This window comes from Planococcus sp. FY231025 (assembly GCF_052078085.1).
Taxonomy (GTDB): domain Bacteria; phylum Bacillota; class Bacilli; order Bacillales_A; family Planococcaceae; genus Planococcus.
In genome coordinates this window covers 27,794-50,781 of record NZ_JBQJJG010000007.1, presented here as the reverse complement: position 1 = coordinate 50,781, position 22,988 = coordinate 27,794, and the positions used below count along the sequence as shown (strand labels likewise).

The following is a 22,988-nucleotide window of genomic DNA, read 5'->3' as shown; positions in this document are numbered from 1 at the left end:
AATTTACGGCTGATAGCCGAAATTGAACATGAAATAAAAGAAGAAAACAATCAGCGCGGCCGGGATTGTGCTCCCCAGAACAAGCGCTTTGGCCCAGTTTGTCCGGACCTCTATAACCCATTTGAGGTAAATGAAAATCAGCACGCAGATGAACGGAAAGAACAGTAGATCAGAAATCAGATATACCCAAGCCGAGTTTTCATCCCAATACGCATCCGGCAACGGCGTTGTGTATTTTTCATTGATCCGGTTGAGTCCGTTCACAAACACCGCAGCGACCACGATAAAATAAACGCCAAGCAACACCTTCAGCCAAAGTGGCAGAAACCGGTTCGACAATACGACAACCAGCATCAGCCCGATCATGATCAGCAACCACGGAAGCATATCCAACCCCTTCACCCCTTCCCTATACACTACCCAAAATATGGAATTCATACAATAGGCGATTGGAAAGTGGAATTCTGCCAGAGGCGATGAGCGTTCGGCTCTAACCGATGATCGTTCAACAACGAGGCCTGAACACAAAAAGGAAAAACCGCAGTCCCGTGACTGCGGTTCGCATCATTGCTGTTTCCCTATAAATTCGTAATAGCCGTTCTTGAAAAACTCGTACCATTCATCGATCTCCTGCTGCGGCGCGGATTCGAGGACGGTCATCACTTCGCGGCCGAACTCGAGGAATGCCGAGCCGTTCGCGGTGATGAGATTGCCTTCGCGCACCGCCTGCTGCTCGAGGTAATCGGCTGCGCCTGTATAATTCTCCCCTGCCGTCTCCTGCAGATCGTCCAACCGATTGCTTGTGTGCTTCCCAGAATTCAGCACGCCGTTGACGCCCAGGAACACCGTGGCATCGCAGATTGCGCCGATGACTTTATTGCCATCGAGCGCTTTTTGCACGAGGCCCATGACCGCTTCGCTCCCGGGCTTGCGCCACGAATTGCCGCCGATCAGCACAAGCCCCGCAAAATCGTCGCCCACTTCATCGACCGTGTAATCCGGGACCGTCCGGAAACCGCCGATCGACCGCACCGGTTCATGCGTGAGCGATACCGTCTTCACGCAGTACTTATGCTCACCCTGGTCCGGCGGTTCGTTCAGCGCCGACGCCAGCGACGCCGCTTCCCAGTCCGCATACTCATCCAGCAGCACAAACAACACTTCCTTCAGCTCCATCCCATCCCTCTCCTTTTCCGTTGGAATAAACCCTGTCTTGCCTGTTACCTAGCATTATAGCACCTTGAAGTTGTCTGAAAAAGGCGATTATAGAAGTTGAACTTATGAATCTGGTTGTTCAACAATCCATAAAATAGCTTCGCTCACTGTAGAGAGATATCTTAGCGACGCCGCGTCAAGGGCCAGGCGAAGCTATGAGACGAGTGGTCTTCTCGGCTCATGGCGGGAGCCAAGGTGGTGCCAGGCACTTTCGGCAGCGCCTTTGCGACGAGCTTGTGCAGGAGCAATGCCTTTCCTGTTTCGAAGCTAGCGAAGCGATGCAGAAACAATCGTCTTTGCTCTGGCCAAAGCGACCGGAGCGAATTTTTTATTCAGCTAAAATTCTCAAGCCCTGACACTACTGTTCATATCTCTGCCACCGAAAATTGATATTCAATTTATATTCGTCCGCTATGATGGGTTGGAAATCGTTAAGAGATAGAAAGAGGAGTGACAGTCATGAACAAATTCTTAAACCCGATCACAGATTGGGTTTCCACGAAACGGGGCATGTGGATCACGCTCATCATCTGGTTTGCAGGGATGATCGCACTGAGCATGGGCCCGACACTGAACGACTATAAAGTCGCGAACTTCCAATCGCTGCCCGATGACGCCCAGTCGATCATCGCAGACGAAAAGTTGAAAGAAGCTTTCCCGAATGACCAAGGAACGCCGGGCATCCTTGTGTTCCATAACCCGGAAGGCGATGTCTCGCTGGAAGCGGTACAGGAAATCCTGGGCGGCATTACGGTTGCGGAGATCGAAGGCATCGACTCGATCGTCGACATCAGCCAGCTGCCGCCGCCCGCACTTGAGGGCTTTTATTCCGAAGACAAGACGACGATGATCATCCCGATGGCGCTCGAAGCGGGCCTTGGCAGCGCTGACTTCTCGGAGATCAACGACGAAGCAACGGAGATTGGCCAAGATATTGCCGCTGATTTCGGCGCCATGGAATTCTATGTAACGGGGCCTGCCGGAATCGCTGGCGATACCGTGAAACTGTTTGAAGAAGCGGACTTTGTGCTATTGATCGCGACCGTTTTGATTATCCTCGTGCTGTTGATCGTCATCTACCGCTCGCCGCTGCTTGCGATCATTCCACTGCTCGCGACGGGCATCGTCTACCAGGTCGTGAACCAGACGCTCGCGTTCATGGGCAAAGCCGGGCTTGAACTGACGAGCCAGACGACGTCGATCATGAGCATTCTCCTGTTCGCCGCCGTCATCGATTATTCGCTGTTCGTGTTCTCGCGCTACCGCGAGGAGCTGAACCATTACGAAAGCAAATACGAAGCGATGAAATACGCGATGCGCGCGACCGGCGAACCGGTCTTCTTCGCCGGCGGCACGGTGCTTGCGGCGATGCTCGTGCTGTTCTTCGCGGACTTCCGCGATTACGCGAACTTCGCGCCGATCTTCGGCACCGCAGTGTTCGTCATCATGATTGCTTCGATTACGCTGATCCCGGCGCTGTTCACGCTATTCGGCCGCAAGGCGTTCTGGCCGAAAGTGCCGAAGTTCGGCGAAGCGAAGGAAATGAAACACGGCATCTGGGGGCCGGTGGCGAAATTCGTCGTCAATAAACCCTTGTTCTCTGGCGGGCTCGTTGCGGTCCTCTTGCTGGTTTCGGCACTCAACATCATCAACTTGGAATTCGAATTCGATACGGTGAAGTCGTTCCCGGACGATATGCCGTCCCGCGTCGGCTATGAAATCGTCGAAGAGAAATTCGACAAAGGCGAAATCGCCCCATCCACGCTGCTTGTGGAAAGCGACGAGTCGATCACCGAAGAAGCGGCGGCTGCACTTGCAGAAGAGCTGACCGCATACGACGAGATCGCTTCGGCCCGCCCTTCCGGCCAGACGGAAAACGGCGAAGCGGTGAAATACAGCATCGCGCTGTCGCTCAACCCGTATTCGACCCAAGCGCTCGATTTTATTGAAGCCTTGCGGAATGAAAGCGGCGAGTTGCTACAGGCTGCCGGCATTGACGGCGACGCGTATTTCGGCGGCATCACGCCGAAGCTCGTCGATGAACGCGCCGTCAACAACAGCGACATCTACAAGATCGTCGCACTCGAGACCTTATTGATCCTCGTGCTCTTGTTCGTGCTGACGCGTTCGTGGAAAATGCCGTTCTATATGATGGCGACGATCCTATTCTCCTATTTGTCGGCCCTCGGGCTTGGGATCTTCCTGGTCGATGTGCTGTTCGGATTTGAGGCGATCAGTACGCGCGTGCCGGTGTATGCGTTCATCTTCCTGGTCGCACTCGGCATCGACTATAACATTATCCTGGTGTCGCGCTTTATCGAAGAGCGCAAAACGCTTCGGGTCAAAGAGGCGCTCGAGATCGCGATCCGCAATACCGGCGGCGTGATATCAAGTGCCGGCATCATCCTGGCGGCGACGTTTGCGGCGCTGACGACGATGCCGATCGCCGATCTGTTCATCTTCGGTTTCATGGTGTCGATCGGGATCCTGATCGATACGTTCCTTGTGCGCGGCATGCTGCTGCCTGCGTTGATTCTGTTTTTTGAAAAAGACAAGTAAACCCTGCATACTAAAGATAACGGGGAGCCGCTTTTCAGGGCTCTCTTTTGATGGGGAGTGAAACGCATGAAAATACTCGTCGTGGACGACGATCTTTATATCCAGCAATTGGTGGCGATCCACCTCGGCAAGGAAGGCTATACGGTGTTCAAGGCGAGCGACGCGGAGCACGCGCTGCTGCTGCTCGAGGACCAGCTCGTCGACCTCGCCATCGTCGACGTCATGATGCCCGGCATGGACGGCTTCGAGCTGACGCGCATCCTGACGCGGGACCTCAGCATCCCGGTGATCCTATTGACCGCGAAAGGCCAGCTTGAAGACAAGGAACGGGGCTTCCTGTCCGGCACGGAGGATTACGTGGTCAAGCCGTTCGAACCGAAGGAGCTCCTGTTCCGGGTCGCAGTGGTGCTGCGGCGCTCGGAGCGGTCTGTTTCGGAAAACCTGCAGGCGGGCAACCTGACGATCAACCGCCGGAACTTTGAAGTGGCGATCGGCAATGAAACCGTCATCCTGCCGCTGAAGGAGTTCGAGATTCTGTCGCTCCTGGTGTCGCGCGCAAACTTGGCGACGCCGCGCGGCCTGGTGATGGAATACGTCTGGGGCGAAGAGCACGAAGGCAGCGAAATGACGCTGAACACGCACATCAACCGCATCCGCGACCGCCTGAAGCGCTACGGCGCGGACGTCGAGATCCATACGCTGCGCGGCATCGGCTATAAGCTCGAGGCGCCGAAATGAAGACCTTGTACCGGCAGTTCACCGTCGCTACGCTGTTCCTACTCATCATCAGCATCCTGATCGGCTTTATCATCGCGAACGCCTTTTACCTGGCGGTCACAAAAGAAGAGACGATCGAACAGAACGTCGCCATCGCCGAAGAGATCGTCGGCACGCTCGAAGTCGTGCCGTATTCCGTGGACGGATTCAAGGGCTACCTGGAGGCGGTCGCGAAGCTCGGCTATCAAATTGCGCTTGTCGACAGTTCCGGCAACAAGACGTTCTTCGGCGAACCGTTCGACGACACGGCGTTCCCGGAAGAAGCGGAGCGCGTGCTGACCGAAGGAGCCATCTACACCGGACTCGACAATTTCACCGGCCGCATCTTCATGATCGGCCATTTCACCAATGAATTGCACAACACGGTCGGCGTGCCGTTCGAGCAGGGCGGCGAGCGCTACGGCTTGTTCATCCGGCCGGACACAAAGCTCGTGGCCACCGATATCCATTCTGTGCTGATCGGCTTTGTCGCCGCGATCGCGCTTGTCATCATCGTCGGTATGCTATGGATGGCGCGCCAATTGACGCGGCCGATTGTCCAGCTGACCGAAGCGACGAAACACATCGCGCGCGAGAATTTCAGCTATCCGCTCGACATCCGCCGCAACGATGAAATCGGCCAGCTGTCGGAAAGCTTCAATCTGATGCAGAATCAGTTGAAGCATAACGACCTCGCCCGAAAATCGTTCATCAGCAACGTCTCACACGATTTCCAGTCGCCGCTCATGAACATCCAGGGCTATGCGGATCTGTTGAAGGCGGATGATCTGCCGGACGCCGACCGCCTCGCCTATACGGCGATCATCGACCAGGAAGCGAAGCGGCTGTCGAGTTTGACGAGGCAATTGCTGCTGTTGACTTCGCTTGACCAGGGCGCGTATCCGATGAAAGCGGAAAAATTTGCACTCGATGAACAATTGAAAGGCGCGGTCCGGAAATACCGCTGGCGGCTCGAAGAGGAAGATATCAACTTGTCCTACCACCTCGCCCCCACCCGCTTCCGCGGCGATGCCGAACTGCTTGAGAACGTCTGGGAGAATTTATTGACCAACGCCATCAAATACAATAAACCCGGCGGCAGCATCGAGATCGGATTGCGTTCAGATGAAGAAAGCGTCCAAGTGTCGTTCAAGGACACAGGCGTCGGGATTTCGGAAGAAGCGCTCGGGCAGCTGTTCGACCGCTTCTACCGTGGCGACGCCGCCCGAAACACGGACGGCACCGGGCTCGGCTTGTCAATTGTGCATCAGGTTGTCACCTTGCATCATGGAAAGATTGACGTGAAAAGTAAACCGGGAGACGGGAGCGAATTCATCATCACGCTTCCGCTCACGGATGGAATACGAAATTAAGTTGGAGGTTTTGTTCATGGAAAAAGTTTGGAGTTTGCGGTTGATCCGCTTTTCGGCAATCTTCGGATTGCTCGGCACCTACCTCGGTTCGCACATGGCGGGCCAGATGGATTACGCCCTGCGCCCGATCCACGCGCATATCTTGCTGGTGGGTTGGCTGTCGGTGTTCGCCTGGGGGATTTTCTACCGGGTCTACACGATCAAGTACAAGAAACTGGTCGCCGTACACGGCGTGCTCGCGATGGTCGGCGCTGTCGGCCTCACCGCCGGCATGTGGCTGTATAATTTGAACCCGTTCAACTGGAACGACACGCTTGTGATGGTGTTGTTCATCGTAGGCGGCACGCTTTTGCTGCTCGCGTTCCTGCTGTTTGCGGTAATCACGTTCCTGACAGAGAAAGAATAGAAAGTGGGAAGTCCTTCCGGGTGGTCCGGGAGGGCTTTTCTTTTGGTTTTTGGTGGTGGTTGCAGAAATACGCACAGCGAAGGTTAAAATACGCTCAGCTAGGGTTAAAATACGCACAGCGATCGGAGAAATACGCTCGGCAAAGGTTAAAATACGATTCTGAGCGGTTCCGCTCTCTGGGCGCAGGAAGGTTTCGCAGTTTCTTTCATTGTTTAAGGACTGAATGGAAAAGGCCACCGCATGTGCGGCAGCCTCCTCAAACCCTAGGGGACGCTTTTCGCCGTGGCGAAAAGCACCAAGGGCGGAGAATCGTACTCGTCGGGAGCTTTCAGCTTTTTCTATCGGCGGTATGCACGCTTCCTATCGATGTTTCTAGCGTTTCTATCGATGTTTCTGACGGTTCTACCTATGTTTCTCGCTTCTCTATCTACGTTTCGAAGCTTTTTATCGATGGTTAAGAGCTGAATGGAAGAGGCCGCCGCAACTGCGGCAGCCTCCTTAAACACTAAGAGACGCTTTTCGCCGCGGCGAAAAGCACTAAGGACAACTTTATAAAAGTGTCTTTACATGAATTATTCGGCTTCTTACATAAACTCTTTCGGTTTTTACATGAACTCCTCGCATTTCTTCATGAACTCTTTTGGTTTCTACATGAATTCCTCTTCTCCTCCGAAAAAGCCAAAGGCATCCGCCGCTGCGGATGCCTTTGAATTTTCATCATTTATTGAACGCCGAAAGGGCTGCTGCTTCCAGCTCCTTTTTACTGGCACTTTCAACAATCAAGGCGATGACGTATGCCGGATTCCCGGTGTCATAGCCGACGAAGACGCCGTTTTCCTTGCCGCTCGCTTTGACAGTCGAGAGGGTTCCGGCGATTCCCGCGGGGCCGAGTTTTGTTTTGGCAAGCGCGGTTTTCAGCGCCGCTTGCATGGATTCGGCTCCTTCTTTGGTTACGAGCCCTTCTTTCCAGACTTTCGGTTCTTGGCCGAACAGGAGCGCAGGCTCATAGATGGTACCTTCGTTTAAAAACGCGGTATAGGCCGATGCCAGATGGAGAATGTTCGCCTGTACTTGCCCGGCGGAACCCGGTACGCCGTCAACGGACAGCTGCGATGGCGTGAGCTCGATTGCGAACGGCAGCGGTTCGCCGAAGCCGAACGCTGCAAGATTCGCCTTGAAGGCATCGAGCCCTTGCGCTTTGATCGCAGCTGCATAGGCGTTGTGCGGCGTCGCGTTCAAGGTTTTATTGATGGCGTCCGCTTTGATGGTTTCCGCTTTCAGGCCGGACGCGGCAACGATCGGATTGAGTGCGGCGCCCGGTGTGTAGGCCGCGGCGAAGCGGTTGAAGAACACGAGCCGCGGATCGGACGCGAGCTTTTGGTAGCGGCTCGCGGTGATGTTCGGAATAAAGTCGTTCGGGTTGTAGCCGGGCGAAGAGACGAGCGCGAACACTTCGCCGGTTTTCGGGTCAACGGCAGCTGCGGCGCCGGGCTTTCCGCCCATCGCGGTGTAGAGCCGCTTCTGCAGGCCGGCGTCGATGCTGAGATGGACGGCTTCGCCTTGTGCGGGTTCGCGTTCGGCTGCAGTGACGGTGCCGCCTCCGTTCGCTTTCTGGATGACGATGCGTCCGCCCGCGGTGCCGCGGAGCCGTTCTTCATAGAGCTCCTCGAGCCCGCGGCGGCCGATGACATCGTCCCGCTGATAGCCCGGGAGCGCTGACAATTGCTCGGCAGTAATCGGCCCGATAAAGCCGGTGATGTGCGACAGCGGCCCGCCGAACGGATAGCTGCGCATGGTCTTTTCTTCACGCACCGTGCCGGTCATCGCAAACAGTTTGTCGAGCACGACCTGGTCCTCCTTGATATGGGCGAGCGGCACGTAATGATGCGGCTGCACCCAGCTCTGGTCCAGTTTCTCGTTGATCGCTTCCGGCGTCATGCCGAGGAGAATCGCGAGGTCATTGGTTCGGTTCTTGCGGTCGAATTTTTCCGGAATGACGCCGACTTCGTAGCCCGTAGCATTGAACGCGAGCGGCTTTTTCTGCCGGTCGATAATCTCGCCGCGCGGCGGCAGCGCCTTCGAACTCGAGACTTTGTCGCCTTCTTCAAGCCCCGGCACAATAAACGACGGATCCCATTCGACAAACCAGTCTTCATTTTCATAAAGCAGGCTCATCGTTTTGTTGAATTCGACCGGACCGCCGCCGGTTTCCATGGCAATCGCCAAATCGAAGTCGGCCGGCTGGTCTTTATTCCATTCGGCGTTTTCGGCCGGCGTGTGGACCACTTTCACGTTTTGGATGTTCAGCTCTTCACGGAGCTGCCGCTGCCAATCGATGAACACCGCTTCGCCGAATGCGCCTTTTGTGCCTTCGTTCAAATAATTGGCGTACATGTTCTGGAAGTCGCCTTCCGTCCAAAGCGCTATGTATTCAACGAGGCGCGCTTCGGCCGCCGTCTGGTCTTCTGATACTTGCACGGGTTGCGGTTTCGGTTCTTCCGTCGCTTCAGGCTGCGGCGGGTCGTCCTGGCACGCTGCCAGCAAAAGGACAAATAGGAGCAGAATGAGGGCAATCGCATTTTTCTTCATGGCACGGCCTCCTTTTTACCATTTTAACCTTTTTCTGAATAGTTAGATAGTTGGTTTTAGGTTATTATAGAGATACAGCGCGAATCTTTTTCCTGCCCCCCTTGCCACGGATTCCCTCGAAAGGCGGTGCAGCGGATGTTCCATGAAATCAAGTTCTTCCACTTGTTCGGCTGGATGCTCGCCGCGTTGATCATGGCGGCGTTCATCCTGCTCCAGACCACCGGCAATCCCCTTCTCATCGATATCGCGATGCAGCTCGTGTTCTACGTTGTCGTCCCGGTTGCGTTTTTCGGCTATCACTTCAAAAAACAGGGCATCCGGGTGAACCAGGTGGTGTTCCTCCGCGGTTCAGCTCGCTGGATCCTTCCGCTTCTCGGGCTGACGCCGGTGCTGATGGCCTTTTCCCTGAGCGTGTTCTGGCTTATGCTGCGGGCGCTTCATACCGTGACGCCGCCTGCGGTCGGCTTTTTTTTCCAGACTGCGCCGCTCCCGGAAGAAGTCTGGTACCTCGTCTCGCTTTCCCTCATCATCGGCATCATCGGCCCGATCGCCGAGGAATTCGTTTTCCGTGGATTGATCCTGACCCAGCTCGTAGCCCGCTTCGGCATGTGGAGCGGTGTCGGCATGTCGAGCTTCCTGTTCGGCATCTTCCACATCGGATTTTTCGGTTCGTTCATGTTTGCGGTGCTGGCGTCGTTCCTCTACTTGAAGACACGCAATTTGCTTATCCCGATCCTTCTTCATATCTTTAATAATATGATTGTGGTCGCATTGCTGTTCACCAATCCCGATTTTCCGGAATGGCTGACGGTGACAAGCGTCAACGACCTGTATACCAAAGCATGGCCGAACTTTATCGTCCTTGTCGCCACGCTGGCGCTGCTGCTTGCCATCATCTTGCGGCTCGCCAAGGATCTTGAAGAGCCGCCGAACGACCTGTTCGATGTGTTCAAAGGCAGCGGCGATCAAAAGATCGACGAACGCCCGCACGATCCGCCGGAAAGCCGTCCGGGATCTCTTGAATAAAAACGCAGTATGAAGCAGGTAGTAGAGCGGCTTTCTAAACAAGTTATTTAAAGAAGCGAATTTTTTACACCGCTTTGGGGCTTTGGGAAAAGCAAAGAAAATTGTTTCTGCATCACTACGCTAGCTTCGAAACAGGAAGGGCATTGCTCCTGCGCAAGCTCGTCGCAAAAGAGGTGTCCAAAAACTTTTGTGCACCTATTTGGCTTTCACAATGAGCCCGGTGACGCGCCGGCGCTAGGTTAGCTCACTGAAAATGGTTAACTCCACTTGTTATTAATTTAGATTCAATTGAATTCCTCTGGAGGTGCAGAACATGAAGGTCCATCTGTTTCCCCCAACGAAACGCGGCCAGACAGGTACAGCGCTCGCCGCATTGGGCTTGCTCATTTTCATCGCCCTTTACCTTTTGGCTGAAGTGAACGATGTGATCCGCTCAGAAGGGTTGATCACAGTCTTCGGCCTGATCGGCATGGCGGCTGCAATTGTCGGTGCCGTGCTTGCGTTCCTTGCGGTGCGCAAAGAACATGAGCGCCCGCTGCTTGCATTTTTGGCGATTGCTTTGGGCCTGCTTGCCGCAGGCTTCATACTCGGCAACCTCCTCGGCGTTCCGGGAATTTAAACAGTGAATAAATAATAGCTCTTCTTTTAATAGCGAACTGACAAAAAAACATATTTGAAGGGCAAAGGAGAAAAAGCACTACTTTTTCTCCTTTGCCCTTTTTCATAATACTTTATAGGCTGATGGGAATGGAGGCGGCGAATCCAGCGGGAAAGCGAAGTGCCGAACTAACTCGGACGCTAGTCCTGAGTCCTATCGGCGCGAGCCCGCTGAAAGCGTCCGCCGCAATGGACATCAGCCCTTTTAAGGATGCCTCTTCCATAGAAAAATCCGGCAGCGCTGTTTAGCACTGCCGGATTTTCCGTTTTTATTCAACTCGCTACGGTCTTCGAGAACTGGCTGTTGTACAGGTCGGCATAGAAGCCGTTTTTGTCGAGCAGTTCTGTGTGCGTACCCTGTTCGATGACCCGGCCGTTGTCCATGACGAGGATGAGGTCCGCGCCGCGGATCGTCGACAGCCGGTGGGCGATGACAAAGCTGGTGCGCTCTTTCATGAGGCGCTCCATCGCTCCTTGGATCAGCACTTCAGTGCGCGTGTCGACGCTCGACGTCGCTTCGTCGAGGATCATGATCGGCGGGTCGGACAGGATGGCGCGCGCAATCGTCAGGAGCTGCTTCTGCCCTTGCGAGATGTTCGACGCTTCTTCGTTCAGCACCGTGTCGTAGCCTTCCGGCAATGTGCGGATGAAATGGTCGGCGTGCGCTGCATCCGATGCCGCAACGATTTCCTCTTCCGTCGCCCCCATCTTGCCGTAGGCGATGTTGTCGCGGATCGTGCCGTTGAAGAGCCACGTGTCCTGCAGCACCATGCCGAAGCTCCGGCGCAGTTCATCGCGCGACAGGTCGCGCGTATCGAGGCCGTCGATGCGGATGGTGCCGGCGTTCAGTTCATAAAATCGCATCAGAAGGTTGATGAGCGTCGTCTTGCCCGCGCCGGTCGGGCCGACGATGGCGACTGTCTGGCCGGGCTTGACGGAAATGTTCATGTCTTCGATCAAAAGCTTGTCGCCGTAGCCGAAGTCGACGTGCTCGAACGACACGGCGCCCCCTGCACGCTTGAGAGAGGCTGTCCCCGTTTCTTTGATTTCCTCGCCTTCATCGAGCAGTTCGAAGACCCGTTCCGCTGCCGCAATTGTCGACTGGATGATGTTCGCGATGTTCGCCGTCTGCATGACAGGCTGTGTGAACTGGCGGGTATACGTGATGAACGCCTGGATGTCGCCGATCGAGATGCGCCCTTGCGTCACTAGGATGCCGCCGACTACGCTGACCAAAACGTAGCTGAAGTTGCCGATGAATTGCATGAGCGGCATGATGATCCCTGACATGAACTGGGCGCGCTGGCCCGCTTCGTATAATTGCTCGTTGGTTTCATTGAAGCGCTGGATCGCTTTTTCTTCGTGTCCGAACGCTTTGACGACCGGATGTCCGGTGTACATCTCTTCGATATGGCCGTTCAGTTCGCCGAGCGTGCGCTGCTGGTCGGCGAACTGCTTTTGCGAGCGCTTGAGGATCGGCCGGATGACGAACACCGACAAGAGCAGGCTCGCAATCGCGATGACTGTGAGGAGCGGTGAGATGACGAGCATCATTGCGGTGATCCCGATGATTGTCACGAATGATGTGATGAAGAGCGTCAAACTTTGCTGCAGCGTCGTGCCGATCGTGTCGATGTCATTCGTCACGCGGCTCAGCGTTTCGCCTTTCGCAGTTTGGTCGTAATACTTTAATGGCAAGCGCTCGAGCTTTGCGCTGACGTTCTCACGCAGGTCGTACACTGTGTCCTGGGCAACGGTCGACATCAAATATTGCTGGAGGTACATGAACGCGCTGCTGAATAAATAAAGTCCCGCGAGCAGGAGCAGCAGTTCGCCGATTGTGCCGAAGTCGATCGACGCGCCCGGCTCCCCGCGGATTTCCCCGTAGGCGCCTTCGAACAATTCCGTGATCGCCATCCCCATGATCATCGGACCGACAATCGTGAACACGGTGCTGAGTATGGCTGCAATGAAGACGATCGTGAGCCGCGTACGGCGCGGCTTCAAATAAGCCAGGAGGCGCTTGAGTGTGCCCTTGAAGTTTTTCGGCTTTTCGCCGGTCATCATCATATTGGCGCCGGGAGGACCGAAGCCATGCCCGCCCCGCTGCGGCCGTTTTTTGATGTCGCTCATGCAATCTCCTCCTCGGACAGCTGGGATTCGGCGATTTCCCGGTAGACTCGATTCGTCTTCAACAGTTCTTCGTGCGTGCCCATGCCGGCGATCCGCCCTTTTTCCAGGACGATGATGCGGTCGGCGGTTTTCATCGTGCTGACGCGCTGGCCGACCAATAAAACCGTCGCCCGTTCGGTTTCCGCTTCGAGTGCGGCCCGCAAGCGAGAGTCGGTCTTGAAATCGAGCGCAGAGAAGCTGTCGTCGAAAATATAGATGTCGGGCTTCCGGATCAGCGCCCGTGCTATCGCGAGGCGCTGCTTCTGGCCGCCGGACAGGTTCGCGCCGCCTTGTTCGACGTAGGTCGCATAGCCGTCGTCGAGGCGCTGGATGAATTCGTCCGCCTGCGCCACTCGTGCGGCATGCTCGATTTCCCCTTCGTCCGCGCCAGGTTTGCCGAAGCGGATGTTTTCCGCGACCGTGCCGGAAAACAGCACGGATTTCTGCGGAACGATGCCGATTTTCGAACGGACATCACTCTGCGGCGCTTCCCGGATATCGACGCCGTTGACGCGAATGGTGCCTTCGGATACTTCATAGAAACGCGGGATGAGGTTGATCAGCGTCGACTTGCCGGACCCAGTCCCGCCAATAATCGCGGTCGTCTCGCCGGCGTTCGCTTTGAACGAAATATCTGACAGCACCGGCTCTTCCGCTCCCGGGTAGCTGAACGACACCCCTTCGAACTCAAGCGTGCCGGGTTCGCGGTCGGCGGTTCCGTTGCCGAGGTCCTGGAACGCTGGACGCATCGCGAGCACTTCGTTGATGCGCTTTGCGGACACGGCGGCGCGCGGCACCATGATGAACATCATCGAAGCCATGACGAGCGCGAACATGATGAGCATGACGTACTGGATGAACGCCATCAAGTCGCCGATCTGCATCGCGCCGTTGTTAATGCGGATGCCGCCGAACCAGATGATTGCGACGACGGTCAAGTTCATGACAAGCATCATGACCGGCATGAGGAACGCCATGATTTTATTGACCCGGATCGAGACGTCCGTCAGTTCGCGGTTGGCGCGCTCGAGCCGCGCCTTTTCGGCTTCTTCGCGGGTGAATGCGCGAATGACGCGGATGCCCGTCAGGTTTTCGCGGAACACGAGGTTCAGCCGGTCGAGCCGCTTCTGCACTTCGGTAAACAGCGGAATCCCTTTTTTCAAGATCAACAGAATCGAGAAGAACAGCACCGGCATCGCGCCGATGATGACAAGCGACAGTTTTGCATCCTGCGAAATTGCCATGATGAGCCCGCCGACCAGCATGATCGGTGCGCTCGCGACCATGCGCAAGAGCACCAGCACGACTTGCTGGACTTGGGTGATGTCGTTCGTCGTCCGCGTGATGAGCGACGCGGTCCCGAGCTGGTCGAATTCCTGCAGCGAAAATTGCTCGACGTGGGTGAAGACTTGCCGGCGCACGTCGCGGCCCATGCCCATTGCGGCGCGGGACGAATAAAAGCTTGTGGCGATTGCTGCGACGGCGCCGATTGCAGACACCAGCAGCATCCAGCCGCCGATGCGCCAGATATACGGCACGTCGCCCGTGACGACGCCATTGTCGATAATGTCCGCCATCAGCGTCGGCAGGAACAGGTCCGCCATCGACTGGATGAAAACCAATAGGAAGACCGCTGCGACCAGCCATTTGTAGGCCCGCAGGTTTTTCAAGATTTTCAGCATAATGACGCTCCCCTTTGATGGTGCTTTTATAATTGTACTTATAAGCTACTGCTTTTGGGCGGGGCTGTCAAAGCCGGTGCCCGCATCGTGAAACGGATGAAACCATTTCCCGTTCCCGTGCGTATTAACGATATAGAGAAAGGGGTATGGGAATGTTTGAAGAAATGAAGTTCCGCCATCTCGCCGGCTTTATGCTGCTCGCGCTGTTTGTGGCCGGCATCGGGAGCGCCATCATCGGTCTGGGGGCCGAAGCGGTGGATGTGCTGATCATGGAAGTAATGTACCTTGTCGTACCGCTCGGCTTTTTCATGTACCACTTCCGGAAGCAAGGCGTGCCGCTTTCCGCCGTAATCCAAACCGCCGGCGTCAAGCGCTGGCTCGGATCGCTTGCCGGCATCATGGCCGTGTCGATCGCCTTTTCGCTCAGCGTCTTCTGGCTTCAGCTATATGCGCTGATGCCGCTGTCGCCGAGCCTCGTCGGCTTTATGCTCGAGCCGATTCCGATGCCGAAAAATACGCTCTACTTGGTGTTGACGGTCATTATGATTTCAGTCGTCGGGCCGATTGCCGAAGAATTCATTTTCCGCGGCGTGCTCTTGAAGCGGATGGCATTGAAAACGTCGATGTGGGGCGGCATCATCATCTCGAGCCTCCTGTTCGGCGTGCTTCATGCCGACATCATCGGGGCGTTCGCGTTTGGCGTCATCACGTCGCTCCTGTATTTGAAGACCGGGAATCTGCTCGTGCCGATCCTCCTCCACATCTTCAACAATAGCTTCGCGATGCTCATGACGTTCGTCGCGCCGAAGTGGCCCGAATCGGTCGGAGTGCTTGAGGCCGCCGACATCTACGCCAACGCCGTTCCGAACGCCATCCTGCTTGCCATCAGCACCGTTTTGACCGCATGGATCATCTTCCGTTTGGCAAAAGGGGTGCGCCGTACCGAGGCCGTATCCGAATAAAACCCGAAGCCCGCATAAATGCGGGCTTTTTTTGATTTCTTCTATATAAAGTAGCAGGGTTTATTGATAAGCTTATGGAAATACTTACCGGGGTGAAGAAAATGAAATTCCATGTATTAGGCAACCGGACCAAACTAGAAATCGATGTGCTGCAGCGCAATTACCCGGACAGCCGGGATTATTGGGATGCGAACTGGGTGGCGTCCGTCATCCACCTGGAGATCCCGGGCTATATGGTGCATTTTGAAGCCGACCTGCGGACCGAGGAATTGCGGGACTTTGTCGAGGAGCTGCGGACGATGAATGAGAACCTCGGCGGCACCGCGATCCTGAAAAACCTGGACAGCTATATCTACCTCGAAGGCACAATGGACCGGCTCGGCAAAATCGCCTGGACCATCGAAACCTGCTACCCCGCCGGCATCGGCACCCAGCTCACGAGCGAGTTCGAATCGGACCAGTCGTATTTGCGGATCTTGATCGATGAACTCGACCGGGTGCTGGAGGCGTTCCCGGTGATTGGGAAGGCTTAGCGATGCGAAGGTCTACACTAGTGGGATTGATTGTTGCTATGAGCGCGTTCAGCGTTTATTTTCTCGTGCTCGACCCGCTGTTTGCGGACAACCGCCAGGTCGCTTTTATTGCATACACTGGGATCTGGTTTTCGTCCAGTTTCATCAGCCGCAAGCTCGAGGGCCGATTTGCGTTTTTGGACAAGCGGATGGACGCGCAATCGAGCGTCTGGCTATCGATCGGCGTATTCGCTTTTTTCTTTTTGCTCATCGAAGTGTTGTCGTAGTTTTGCAGAAATGGAGGAGCTTGATGAAACGGTTACGAATCACGGGATGGGCGATGTTGGTTTTAGTGCTGGCGGGCTGTGCGGATCCGATGCCCGAAGAAATGCCGGCGGACTTCGATTTCCGCTTGAGCTACGGGGTGCACGGCGGCAAAGGGGTGGATACGTTCAATGATACGGCGGTGAAAGACCTTGTCGAAGACGGGTCGGCGGAGGCGAGGGTTGTCTTGAGCGCGGAAGAGATGGAGGCGGTCTACCGGCAATTGGCGGAGATCAACGTGATCGGCGACCTCAATCTGGTGGAGGAGCCGCGCTGCCAAGTGCAGCCCCCTTCCTATTCAACTTGGGAAATTGTCGCGGACGGCGAGACCGCCGAGTTCGCCTACGGGGATGATTGCGGCTTTGAGCCGCGCGATGTCCGGAAGCTGCGGGCGCTTGAAAGCGAGATCCATGAAATGGTGTCGTCGAAAGAAGCATACCAGGCGCTGCCGGAAGCAAGAGGTGCATATGAATGAAGGCATCCGCCGCGGCGGGTGTTTTTTTGTGTCGCGAGTGGGAATACGCTCAGCAAAAGTTAAAATACGCTCGGCGATTGAAGAAATACGCACAGCAAAGGTTAAAATACGCTCGGCAAAGGTTAAAATACGATTCTGGCCACTTTGCATCCTCCCGCGGAAAAGATTCCGGACGATTTTCTTTTTCTATCGGCGGTAGCAGGGCCTCTTATCTACGTTTCTCGCATTCCTATCGGTGTTTCTCGCGTTTCTATCGATGTTTCTCGCTTCTCTATCTACGTTTTGCGGCTTTCTATCGATGTTAAAGAAATGAATGGAAAAGGCCGCCGCATGCGCGCCGCCCTCCTTAAACCGTAAGGGACGCTTTTCGCCTCGCGAAAAGCACTAAGGGCTACAAACCTTCTACATCTGCACTTTCTAAACAAAAGCCGACCGGGTTTATTCCGGTCGACTTCTTGAATCCCCTATCTAGGTGCTAAAAAATTCTTTCCGTTAACAGATTCCATCCGTTCCGCAGGACATGCCTTCGGACAAAATGATCGGCTTTTGCTTTTTCAGCTCTTCGTCGATGACTTGCTCGATCGCTTCTTTTGAATAAAGGCCGGCAAGCACCGTTTCGCCGATGATAAACGTCGGGACGGCTGTGATGTTTGCTTCCTCGTAAGCATGTGCCAAAGCTTTTTGATGCGCTTCTTCATACTTCCCGGATTCGATGGCTTCCCGGTATTCATTTTCATCCAGGCCGATCTCTCCTGCCAATTTTGTCAGGACATCGATGTTCCCGATATCTTGTTCTTCTTGGAATAAGGCTCTCATCATCCGTTCATGGTAAGCTGTTCCCTTGCCTTTTTCTTTCGCGTATTGATAGCCTTCAAAAGCTAGATGGGTATGCGGCTGCGGCGAAACGCCGGGCAGCACAATATTGACTCCCATCTTTTCAGCCATCGGGTACACAGATTGCGCCCAGGTCGTCTGGAGGTAATCTTCCTCTGGGCGCAATGTGGCAGCTGGATATGGGCGCAGTTCAAAAGGCATCCACTCAATATCGACGTCTTTCCCTTTGACTGCCTCTTCTAACGGCTTTTCTGCTATAAAACAAAACGGACATACGTAATCCGAGTAGACTTTCACTTTTATCGTCATGTTTATCTTCCTTTCCTCGTTGATGAAATGCGAGCCTTCAGGATACGATATAAACTTTCTCATCGCAACAAACTGACATCGCCAATCAACCCTTTCCCCTTTTACCCGGATGATGGCTTTTTATGCATGGAAAAAATGATTGCTACGCAACAGCTCCGTAAAAAAGTTCAGCCAACTTCGGCTGAGCTTTTTCCTTTTATGCCAATTGTATTTGAGTTTCTGTTGGATGGAGCATTCATGCCGCTTTCTGATGCTTTTTCCATTTCACATATTCATAAGAAACTTGCGCGATAAAAACGATTGCTAAAAGAACCGCCATGGCAGTAAATTCAAGGGGCGCCATTACCCCGCTTTGGCGAATCCACAGGAGCAGAACTACCGTCACCGGCAGCAGCCAAAGCGTGCGGATCAATCTTCTTCGGTGGGTCAAGCGGTGATAGCCGAACGAAAAGCCTTTGTCCTTCTTTTCTTTCCCTTTGGCCCTCGACGATAAAATCGCACTGGCAATCAAGGAAACGGCCACGACGATCATGAGCATCAGCAAAAGTTCCATAACGTCCTCCTTCGTGAAAAAGGGAAAACATCTTTCCGATGCTTTCCCTTCCCTCCTTTATTTGAATGCCTGTGCAGCCATGCCGGCGACGTAATCGCTGCCGCCGTTGTCTTCGACGTTCTCGATCATCATGGCCATGAGGACGTCCGGATTCGATGCGTCGTAGGTGACGAAGAAGCCGTTTTCTTTGCCGCGGTCTTCGCCGGCGGCTTTCAGTTCTGCGGTTCCGGTCTTGCCGGCAAGGTCGGCTTCCGGGATGTTCGCGGACTGGGCGTAGCCGTCGACGACGACGTTGCGCATCGTGGTGCGGAGCGTCGCTGCTGTTTCAGCACTGACGAGGCCTTCTTTCCAAACCTGGCTGTCTGCTTCGTCCAATAGGAGCGTCGGTTTGTACATGACGCCGTCAGTCAGGAACGGCTCGTACATCGAGACCAAGTGAAGAATGTTCGTCAGCATCTGGCCTTGGCCGAACGAGGTATCTGCCAATTGGCCGGCTGAACCAATCGTGCCTTCATTTGAAATCTGCGACGCTTTCAGGCTGAGCGGAAATTCGATTTCTTCGCCGAAGCCGAATTCCTTCAATCCGGCGACGAAGGTTTCATTGCCCATATTCAGTGCTTGCTGGGCGAAATAGATGTTGTCTGAATAGACGAGCGCGATGTTGAGGTCGACCGGATTCGGCGCTTCGGGATGGAGGCGCGATACTTTGTAGTCGCCCCATGAAGCGTCTTTCTGCCAGGTCTTGCCGTTGATCGTGATGCCTTCAGCCGGTTTCAGGGTGCCCGCTTCCATGCCGATCGCCGCTGTCACTGGCTTTAAGGTCGAGCCTGGTGCATAGGCCGCTCTGAAGCGGTTGAACAGCGGATTTTTCGGATCTTCTTCGAGTTCCTTGTAGCGGGTGCCGCTGATGCCGAGCATGAATTCGTTCGGATCGAAGCCGGGCGAGGACACGAGTGCCAGCGTCTCGCCGGTTTTCGGGTTGAGGGCAGCGCTTGTGCCGGGCTCGCCTTTCATGGCGTCATAGGTTTTTTTCTGCAGTTCGGCGTCGATCGTCAATTGGATGGTCTCGCCGTTTTCCACCGGCTTTTCGGCTACGGTGATCGGTTCGATCCCTTCAGCGGGCTTGTCGATCCAGATTTTCAGGCCGTCAGTTCCGCGCAGCCGCTCCTCGAGCACGCCTTCCATGCCGCCGCGCCCGATCTGGTCGTTCGCTGTATAGCCTTGGTCTTTCCGTTCTTCGAGCTGTTCTGCGGTGATGCTGCCGATATAGCCGGTGACGTGCGACAGCGCCGCCCCGTACGGATACTCGCGCATCGGCGTGTTCTGTGCCGCGACGCCCGGAATCTTGATGGCGGCATCGATGGTTTCCGTATCCGTGCGCGCAAGTTTCGCAATCGGCACGAACAGCTCCGGTTTCACCCAGCTTTGGCCAAGCTGCTGGTCGATCGACTCGACCGTGATTTCAAGCAGCTTCGCAAGCTCCGCTTTTTTCGATTCGTCGGTGAACTTCTCCGGCACGATGCCAATATTGAAGCCGCCGCCGTTGATGGCGAGCGCCAGCCCGTTGCGGTCGAGGATCTCGCCGCGCGCCGCCTGGACGCGCTCGATCTGGATTTTGTCTTCCGCTTCTAGCTGCGGGAAAATGAACGACGGGTTCCATTCGACAAACCAGTTCTCTTCTTCGCCATGCGCTTCATGGAGCAGCGTCATGTTCTGTTCGAATTCGACCGGCCCCGCTGCCGTGTCCATCTTCACCTGGACCGGAAAGTCCGCAGGTTCTTCTTCGTTCCACTCCGCGTCTTCCGGCGGTTCCGTATAGGTCACTTCCAAGTTCTCGATATTCAGGTCTTCCTGGATCTTCTTCTGGCGGTCGACGAATTGGGCTGCGTCGTATGCCCCTTTTGTGCCGTCATTCAAGTAATTCTCGTACATTTCGGCGAATTCGCCTTTGTTCCAGTGGCTTATGTATTCTTTGATCCGGTCTTCCGGTGTCGCCTGCTGCTGGCATCCCGCAAGCAAAACAACCACCAAGACCGCTGCTATCGCAATCCAGCTCTTTTTCATGTTATGCCCCCTGTTCTTTCCTTTATTTTACCAATAGTTTTCGAAGAAAGAAAACTTCAGCCCGGTTGATTTTGTCCGGCCCGGAATGAGACAATGGAAATAGATGGAAAGGAGTGGGCATCTTGAAAAAGTGGAAAATCGCCTTCGGCATAGCGGCTTTCGTTGCAATCGGGCTGGCTGCTGCCCTTGTTTGGCAAAACCATCAGATCAAAGAAGATCTGCTTAGAGCATATATTCTGGAACACGCTTCGCTCGAACAGGCGCTGGCCATCTCGCTTGATGAATACGACAGCGCCGGCGATGCCAGTCAGCTATCAGCCGACTTGGTCATTGCATACGGCCAATCCCAAGTGGTCATGCAGCCGGCGGACGTCCGCAAGCTCACCGGTGGGTATTTCCGGGATGACATCCCCTACCTCATGGAACTCCAAGGAACCTGGGACTCCAATATGACGCTCGCAATCCAGGACACCATGGTCCCGGCGAGAAGCGGCGAAGTGGCCGAGGAGCAGGTTCAAGAGCTGAAGGCGCATTATGACTCGTTATTGGCTTTCAATAAAATCCTGCTGTCGAACCAGTTCGAGAAAAAGGGACTCGCAGAACTTGAGAGCGATATTGAGAAGTTCTATATGAAATACGTGCTCGACGGGCCGAGCGGTTTTTAAGGCACGCTTTGACGCGCGGAGGCGCGCCGGGTTTTGAGGAGTGTCGATTAAACTCCGAAGTCTGTCGATGAACTCGACTTTCCCTATAAAGAGGATTACCCAACAAGTCCATAACAAAAGGCCAAAGGAGAAAAAGCGATGCTTTTTCTCCTTTGGCCTTTCCATGTTCTATTAACGGCTGTTGGCAATGGACAGCAGCCCTTTAAAACAGTCACTTCAGCCGTTCATTGAATCTTTCGGAACTTTATATACGCGTGCTTCGTACGGGAAGATCTGCTCGGGATCGATCTCTTTATAGTTCGCGAGCAGCAAGGTCGCGCCTTCCGGGGCAGGCCCGCATAAGCACGGGTGCTGGCCGAGGTTGGCGACGATCAGGACTTTTTCGTCCTCGTCTTCGCGGGTATAGGCGAAGACCGATTCGTGGCCCATGTCCTGCAGCTTGTACTCGCCGTAGACGAAGACGTCCATGTTTTTTCGCAGCCAGATCATCTGCTTGTAGAACGCCAGGATCGAATGCGGATCGTCTTGCTGGGCTTCGACGTTGAGCCAGTCGTAGTTTGGGTTGAGTCCAAGCCACGGCCGCCCGGTCGAGAAGCCGGCGTGCTCTTCTGCGCTCCATTGCATCGGCGTCCGCGAGTGGTCGCGGCTGGTAGCGCGCAGCAAGGTCATGATCGCATCGTGCCCCATACCCATTTCCTTTTTATGAAAATATAAGTTATGCGTGTGCACATCGTCGAAATGCTCCAGTTCTTCAAACGGCGCGTTGGTCATGCCGATTTCCTGTCCTTGGTAGATGAACGGCGTGCCTTGCATGAAGAAATACATACAGGCAAGCGCTGTTGCACTTTCACGCCAGTAAAGCGTATCGTTCCCCCATGTCGAGACCACGCGCGGTTTATCGTGGTTCTCGATGAACAATGCATTCCAGCCGACGCCGTTCACTTTGTTCTGCCATTTGCTGAGCACTTTTTTCAGTTCGGGCACGTTGACGCCGGTGCGCTCCTCGATGCTCCACAAGCCAAGGTCCTCAAATTGGAAAATCATATTGAACTTGCCGTTCTCTTCGCTGACCCAGTCGTGGACTTCATCCGCAGTGACGCCGTTCGCTTCCCCTACGGTGACGATATCGTGCTTGCCAAACGTATTGTCGTACAAGTCCTGAAGCAAGGGCTGGATGCCATCGACGTTCATCATATGGTCCCACGCCGGTGCGAACGGCAAGCCGTCCGGATTCGGCGCATCGGTGTAGTTTTTCTTGATGTGGCTGATGGCGTCGACGCGGAATCCGTCGATGCCTTTATCGATCCACCAATTGATCATGTCGTACAGCGCCTGGCGCATCTCCGCGTTTTCCCAATTCAGGTCCGGCTGTTTTTTGGAGAATAAATGCAGGTAGTACTGATTGGTGTGAGAATCGTATTCCCATGCCGGACCGCCGAAGATGCTTTCCCAGTTCAGCGGATCATCGCGCCAGACATACCAGTCGCGCTTCGGATTGTCTTTCGACGACCGCGATTCGACAAACCACGGATGCTCGTCGCTGGTGTGGTTCAGGACCAGGTCGATGATCAGCTTCATGCCGCGTGCATGGACTTCTTTCATCAGCGTCTCGAAATCTTCCATCGTCCCGAAATCTTCGTGGATGTCCCGGAAGTCGCTGATGTCGTAGCCATTGTCGTCGTTCGGCGATTTGTACATCGGGCAGACCCAGATGATGTCGATGCCGAGGTCTTTCAGGTAGTCCAGTTTGCTGGTGATGCCACTAATGTCTCCGAGGCCGTTGCCGTCGGAATCCATGAAGCTTCGCGGATAAACTTGATAGACGACTGTTTCTTTCCACCATTTTTTATTCATA

General features: G+C 54.8%; 20 protein-coding genes. 11 read left to right on the top strand and 9 right to left on the bottom strand.

The genetic code is table 11. The features are described from left to right. Window positions 1-3: 3 nt before the first annotated feature. Both ACTL32_RS10090 and ACTL32_RS10085 read right to left on the bottom strand, forming a co-directional pair. Window positions 4-387, bottom strand: coding sequence for a hypothetical protein (locus ACTL32_RS10090; protein WP_441341354.1), 384 nt, complete (start codon window positions 385-387; stop codon window positions 4-6). Window positions 388-564: 177 nt separating this feature from the next. Beyond that, window positions 565-1,176 (bottom strand): type 1 glutamine amidotransferase family protein, encoded by a 612-nt coding sequence (locus ACTL32_RS10085; protein WP_441341353.1) that lies wholly within the window; start codon window positions 1,174-1,176, stop codon window positions 565-567. Between the two features lie 498 nt (window positions 1,177-1,674). On the opposite strand from ACTL32_RS10085, the gene ACTL32_RS10080 reads away from it, so the two are divergent. The 4 genes from ACTL32_RS10080 (at window position 1,675) to ACTL32_RS10065 (ending at window position 6,309) form a co-directional block, all read left to right on the top strand. Continuing rightward, window positions 1,675-3,774, top strand: coding sequence for an MMPL family transporter (locus ACTL32_RS10080; protein ID WP_441341352.1), 2,100 nt, complete (start codon window positions 1,675-1,677; stop codon window positions 3,772-3,774). A gap of 66 nt (window positions 3,775-3,840) precedes the next feature. Further along, window positions 3,841-4,512, top strand: coding sequence for a response regulator transcription factor (locus tag ACTL32_RS10075; RefSeq protein WP_441341351.1), 672 nt, complete (start codon window positions 3,841-3,843; stop codon window positions 4,510-4,512). Beyond that, entirely contained in the window at window positions 4,509-5,903 is a 1,395-nt protein-coding gene (locus ACTL32_RS10070; protein WP_441341350.1) for a sensor histidine kinase, read from the top strand. Before ACTL32_RS10075 ends, ACTL32_RS10070 begins: the two co-directional genes overlap by 4 nt. A gap of 16 nt (window positions 5,904-5,919) precedes the next feature. Next, complete coding sequence (locus tag ACTL32_RS10065; RefSeq protein ID WP_441341349.1) at window positions 5,920-6,309, top strand: hypothetical protein; 390 nt, start codon at window positions 5,920-5,922, stop codon at window positions 6,307-6,309. A 717-nt stretch (window positions 6,310-7,026) separates the two neighbouring features. On the opposite strand, the gene ACTL32_RS10060 is transcribed toward ACTL32_RS10065, so the two are convergent. After that, window positions 7,027-8,898: a penicillin-binding transpeptidase domain-containing protein gene (locus ACTL32_RS10060; protein WP_441341348.1), complete on the bottom strand. Its 1,872-nt coding sequence runs from the start codon at window positions 8,896-8,898 to the stop codon at window positions 7,027-7,029. A 135-nt stretch (window positions 8,899-9,033) separates the two neighbouring features. On the opposite strand from ACTL32_RS10060, the gene ACTL32_RS10055 reads away from it, so the two are divergent. Then, window positions 9,034-9,924: a CPBP family intramembrane glutamic endopeptidase gene (locus ACTL32_RS10055; RefSeq protein WP_441341347.1), complete on the top strand. Its 891-nt coding sequence runs from the start codon at window positions 9,034-9,036 to the stop codon at window positions 9,922-9,924. 313 nt (window positions 9,925-10,237) lie between these two features. Then, complete coding sequence (locus tag ACTL32_RS10050; RefSeq protein ID WP_441341346.1) at window positions 10,238-10,543, top strand: hypothetical protein; 306 nt, start codon at window positions 10,238-10,240, stop codon at window positions 10,541-10,543. Between the two features lie 311 nt (window positions 10,544-10,854). On the opposite strand, the gene ACTL32_RS10045 is transcribed toward ACTL32_RS10050, so the two are convergent. Next, window positions 10,855-12,714, bottom strand: coding sequence for an ABC transporter ATP-binding protein (locus ACTL32_RS10045; RefSeq protein ID WP_441341345.1), 1,860 nt, complete (start codon window positions 12,712-12,714; stop codon window positions 10,855-10,857). Next, entirely contained in the window at window positions 12,711-14,435 is a 1,725-nt protein-coding gene (locus ACTL32_RS10040) for an ABC transporter ATP-binding protein (protein WP_441341344.1), read from the bottom strand. Before ACTL32_RS10040 ends, ACTL32_RS10045 begins: the two co-directional genes overlap by 4 nt. Before the next feature lie 152 nt (window positions 14,436-14,587). On the opposite strand from ACTL32_RS10040, the gene ACTL32_RS10035 reads away from it, so the two are divergent. The 4 genes from ACTL32_RS10035 (at window position 14,588) to ACTL32_RS10020 (ending at window position 16,708) form a co-directional block, all read left to right on the top strand. After that, complete coding sequence (locus ACTL32_RS10035; RefSeq protein ID WP_441341343.1) at window positions 14,588-15,397, top strand: CPBP family intramembrane glutamic endopeptidase; 810 nt, start codon at window positions 14,588-14,590, stop codon at window positions 15,395-15,397. A gap of 101 nt (window positions 15,398-15,498) precedes the next feature. Next, on the top strand, window positions 15,499-15,930 hold the full coding sequence (locus ACTL32_RS10030) for a WapI family immunity protein (protein WP_441341342.1): 432 nt from the start codon (window positions 15,499-15,501) through the stop codon (window positions 15,928-15,930). Window positions 15,931-15,932: 2 nt separating this feature from the next. Continuing rightward, complete coding sequence (locus ACTL32_RS10025) at window positions 15,933-16,196, top strand: hypothetical protein (protein ID WP_441341341.1); 264 nt, start codon at window positions 15,933-15,935, stop codon at window positions 16,194-16,196. Between the two features lie 23 nt (window positions 16,197-16,219). Beyond that, complete coding sequence (locus tag ACTL32_RS10020) at window positions 16,220-16,708, top strand: hypothetical protein (protein WP_441341340.1); 489 nt, start codon at window positions 16,220-16,222, stop codon at window positions 16,706-16,708. A 492-nt stretch (window positions 16,709-17,200) separates the two neighbouring features. On the opposite strand, the gene ACTL32_RS10015 is transcribed toward ACTL32_RS10020, so the two are convergent. The 3 genes from ACTL32_RS10015 to ACTL32_RS10005 all read right to left on the bottom strand — a co-directional run bounded on the left by ACTL32_RS10015 (window position 17,201) and on the right by ACTL32_RS10005 (window position 20,468). Then, window positions 17,201-17,851: a DsbA family oxidoreductase gene (locus tag ACTL32_RS10015; protein ID WP_441341339.1), complete on the bottom strand. Its 651-nt coding sequence runs from the start codon at window positions 17,849-17,851 to the stop codon at window positions 17,201-17,203. Between the two features lie 235 nt (window positions 17,852-18,086). Next, on the bottom strand, window positions 18,087-18,404 hold the full coding sequence (locus tag ACTL32_RS10010; protein ID WP_441341338.1) for a hypothetical protein: 318 nt from the start codon (window positions 18,402-18,404) through the stop codon (window positions 18,087-18,089). Window positions 18,405-18,461: 57 nt separating this feature from the next. Beyond that, window positions 18,462-20,468 (bottom strand): penicillin-binding transpeptidase domain-containing protein, encoded by a 2,007-nt coding sequence (locus tag ACTL32_RS10005; protein WP_441341337.1) that lies wholly within the window; start codon window positions 20,466-20,468, stop codon window positions 18,462-18,464. Between the two features lie 122 nt (window positions 20,469-20,590). Here ACTL32_RS10005 and ACTL32_RS10000 point away from each other — a divergent pair, with 122 nt between their 5' ends. Beyond that, window positions 20,591-21,133 carry a hypothetical protein gene (locus ACTL32_RS10000; protein WP_441341336.1) on the top strand — a complete coding sequence of 181 codons (543 nt, stop codon included), beginning with the start codon at window positions 20,591-20,593 and terminating at the stop codon, window positions 21,131-21,133. Between the two features lie 216 nt (window positions 21,134-21,349). On the opposite strand, the gene ACTL32_RS09995 is transcribed toward ACTL32_RS10000, so the two are convergent. Further along, on the bottom strand, window positions 21,350-22,987 hold the full coding sequence (locus ACTL32_RS09995) for a glycoside hydrolase family 13 protein (RefSeq protein ID WP_441341335.1): 1,638 nt from the start codon (window positions 22,985-22,987) through the stop codon (window positions 21,350-21,352). Window position 22,988: the final 1 nt, after the last annotated feature.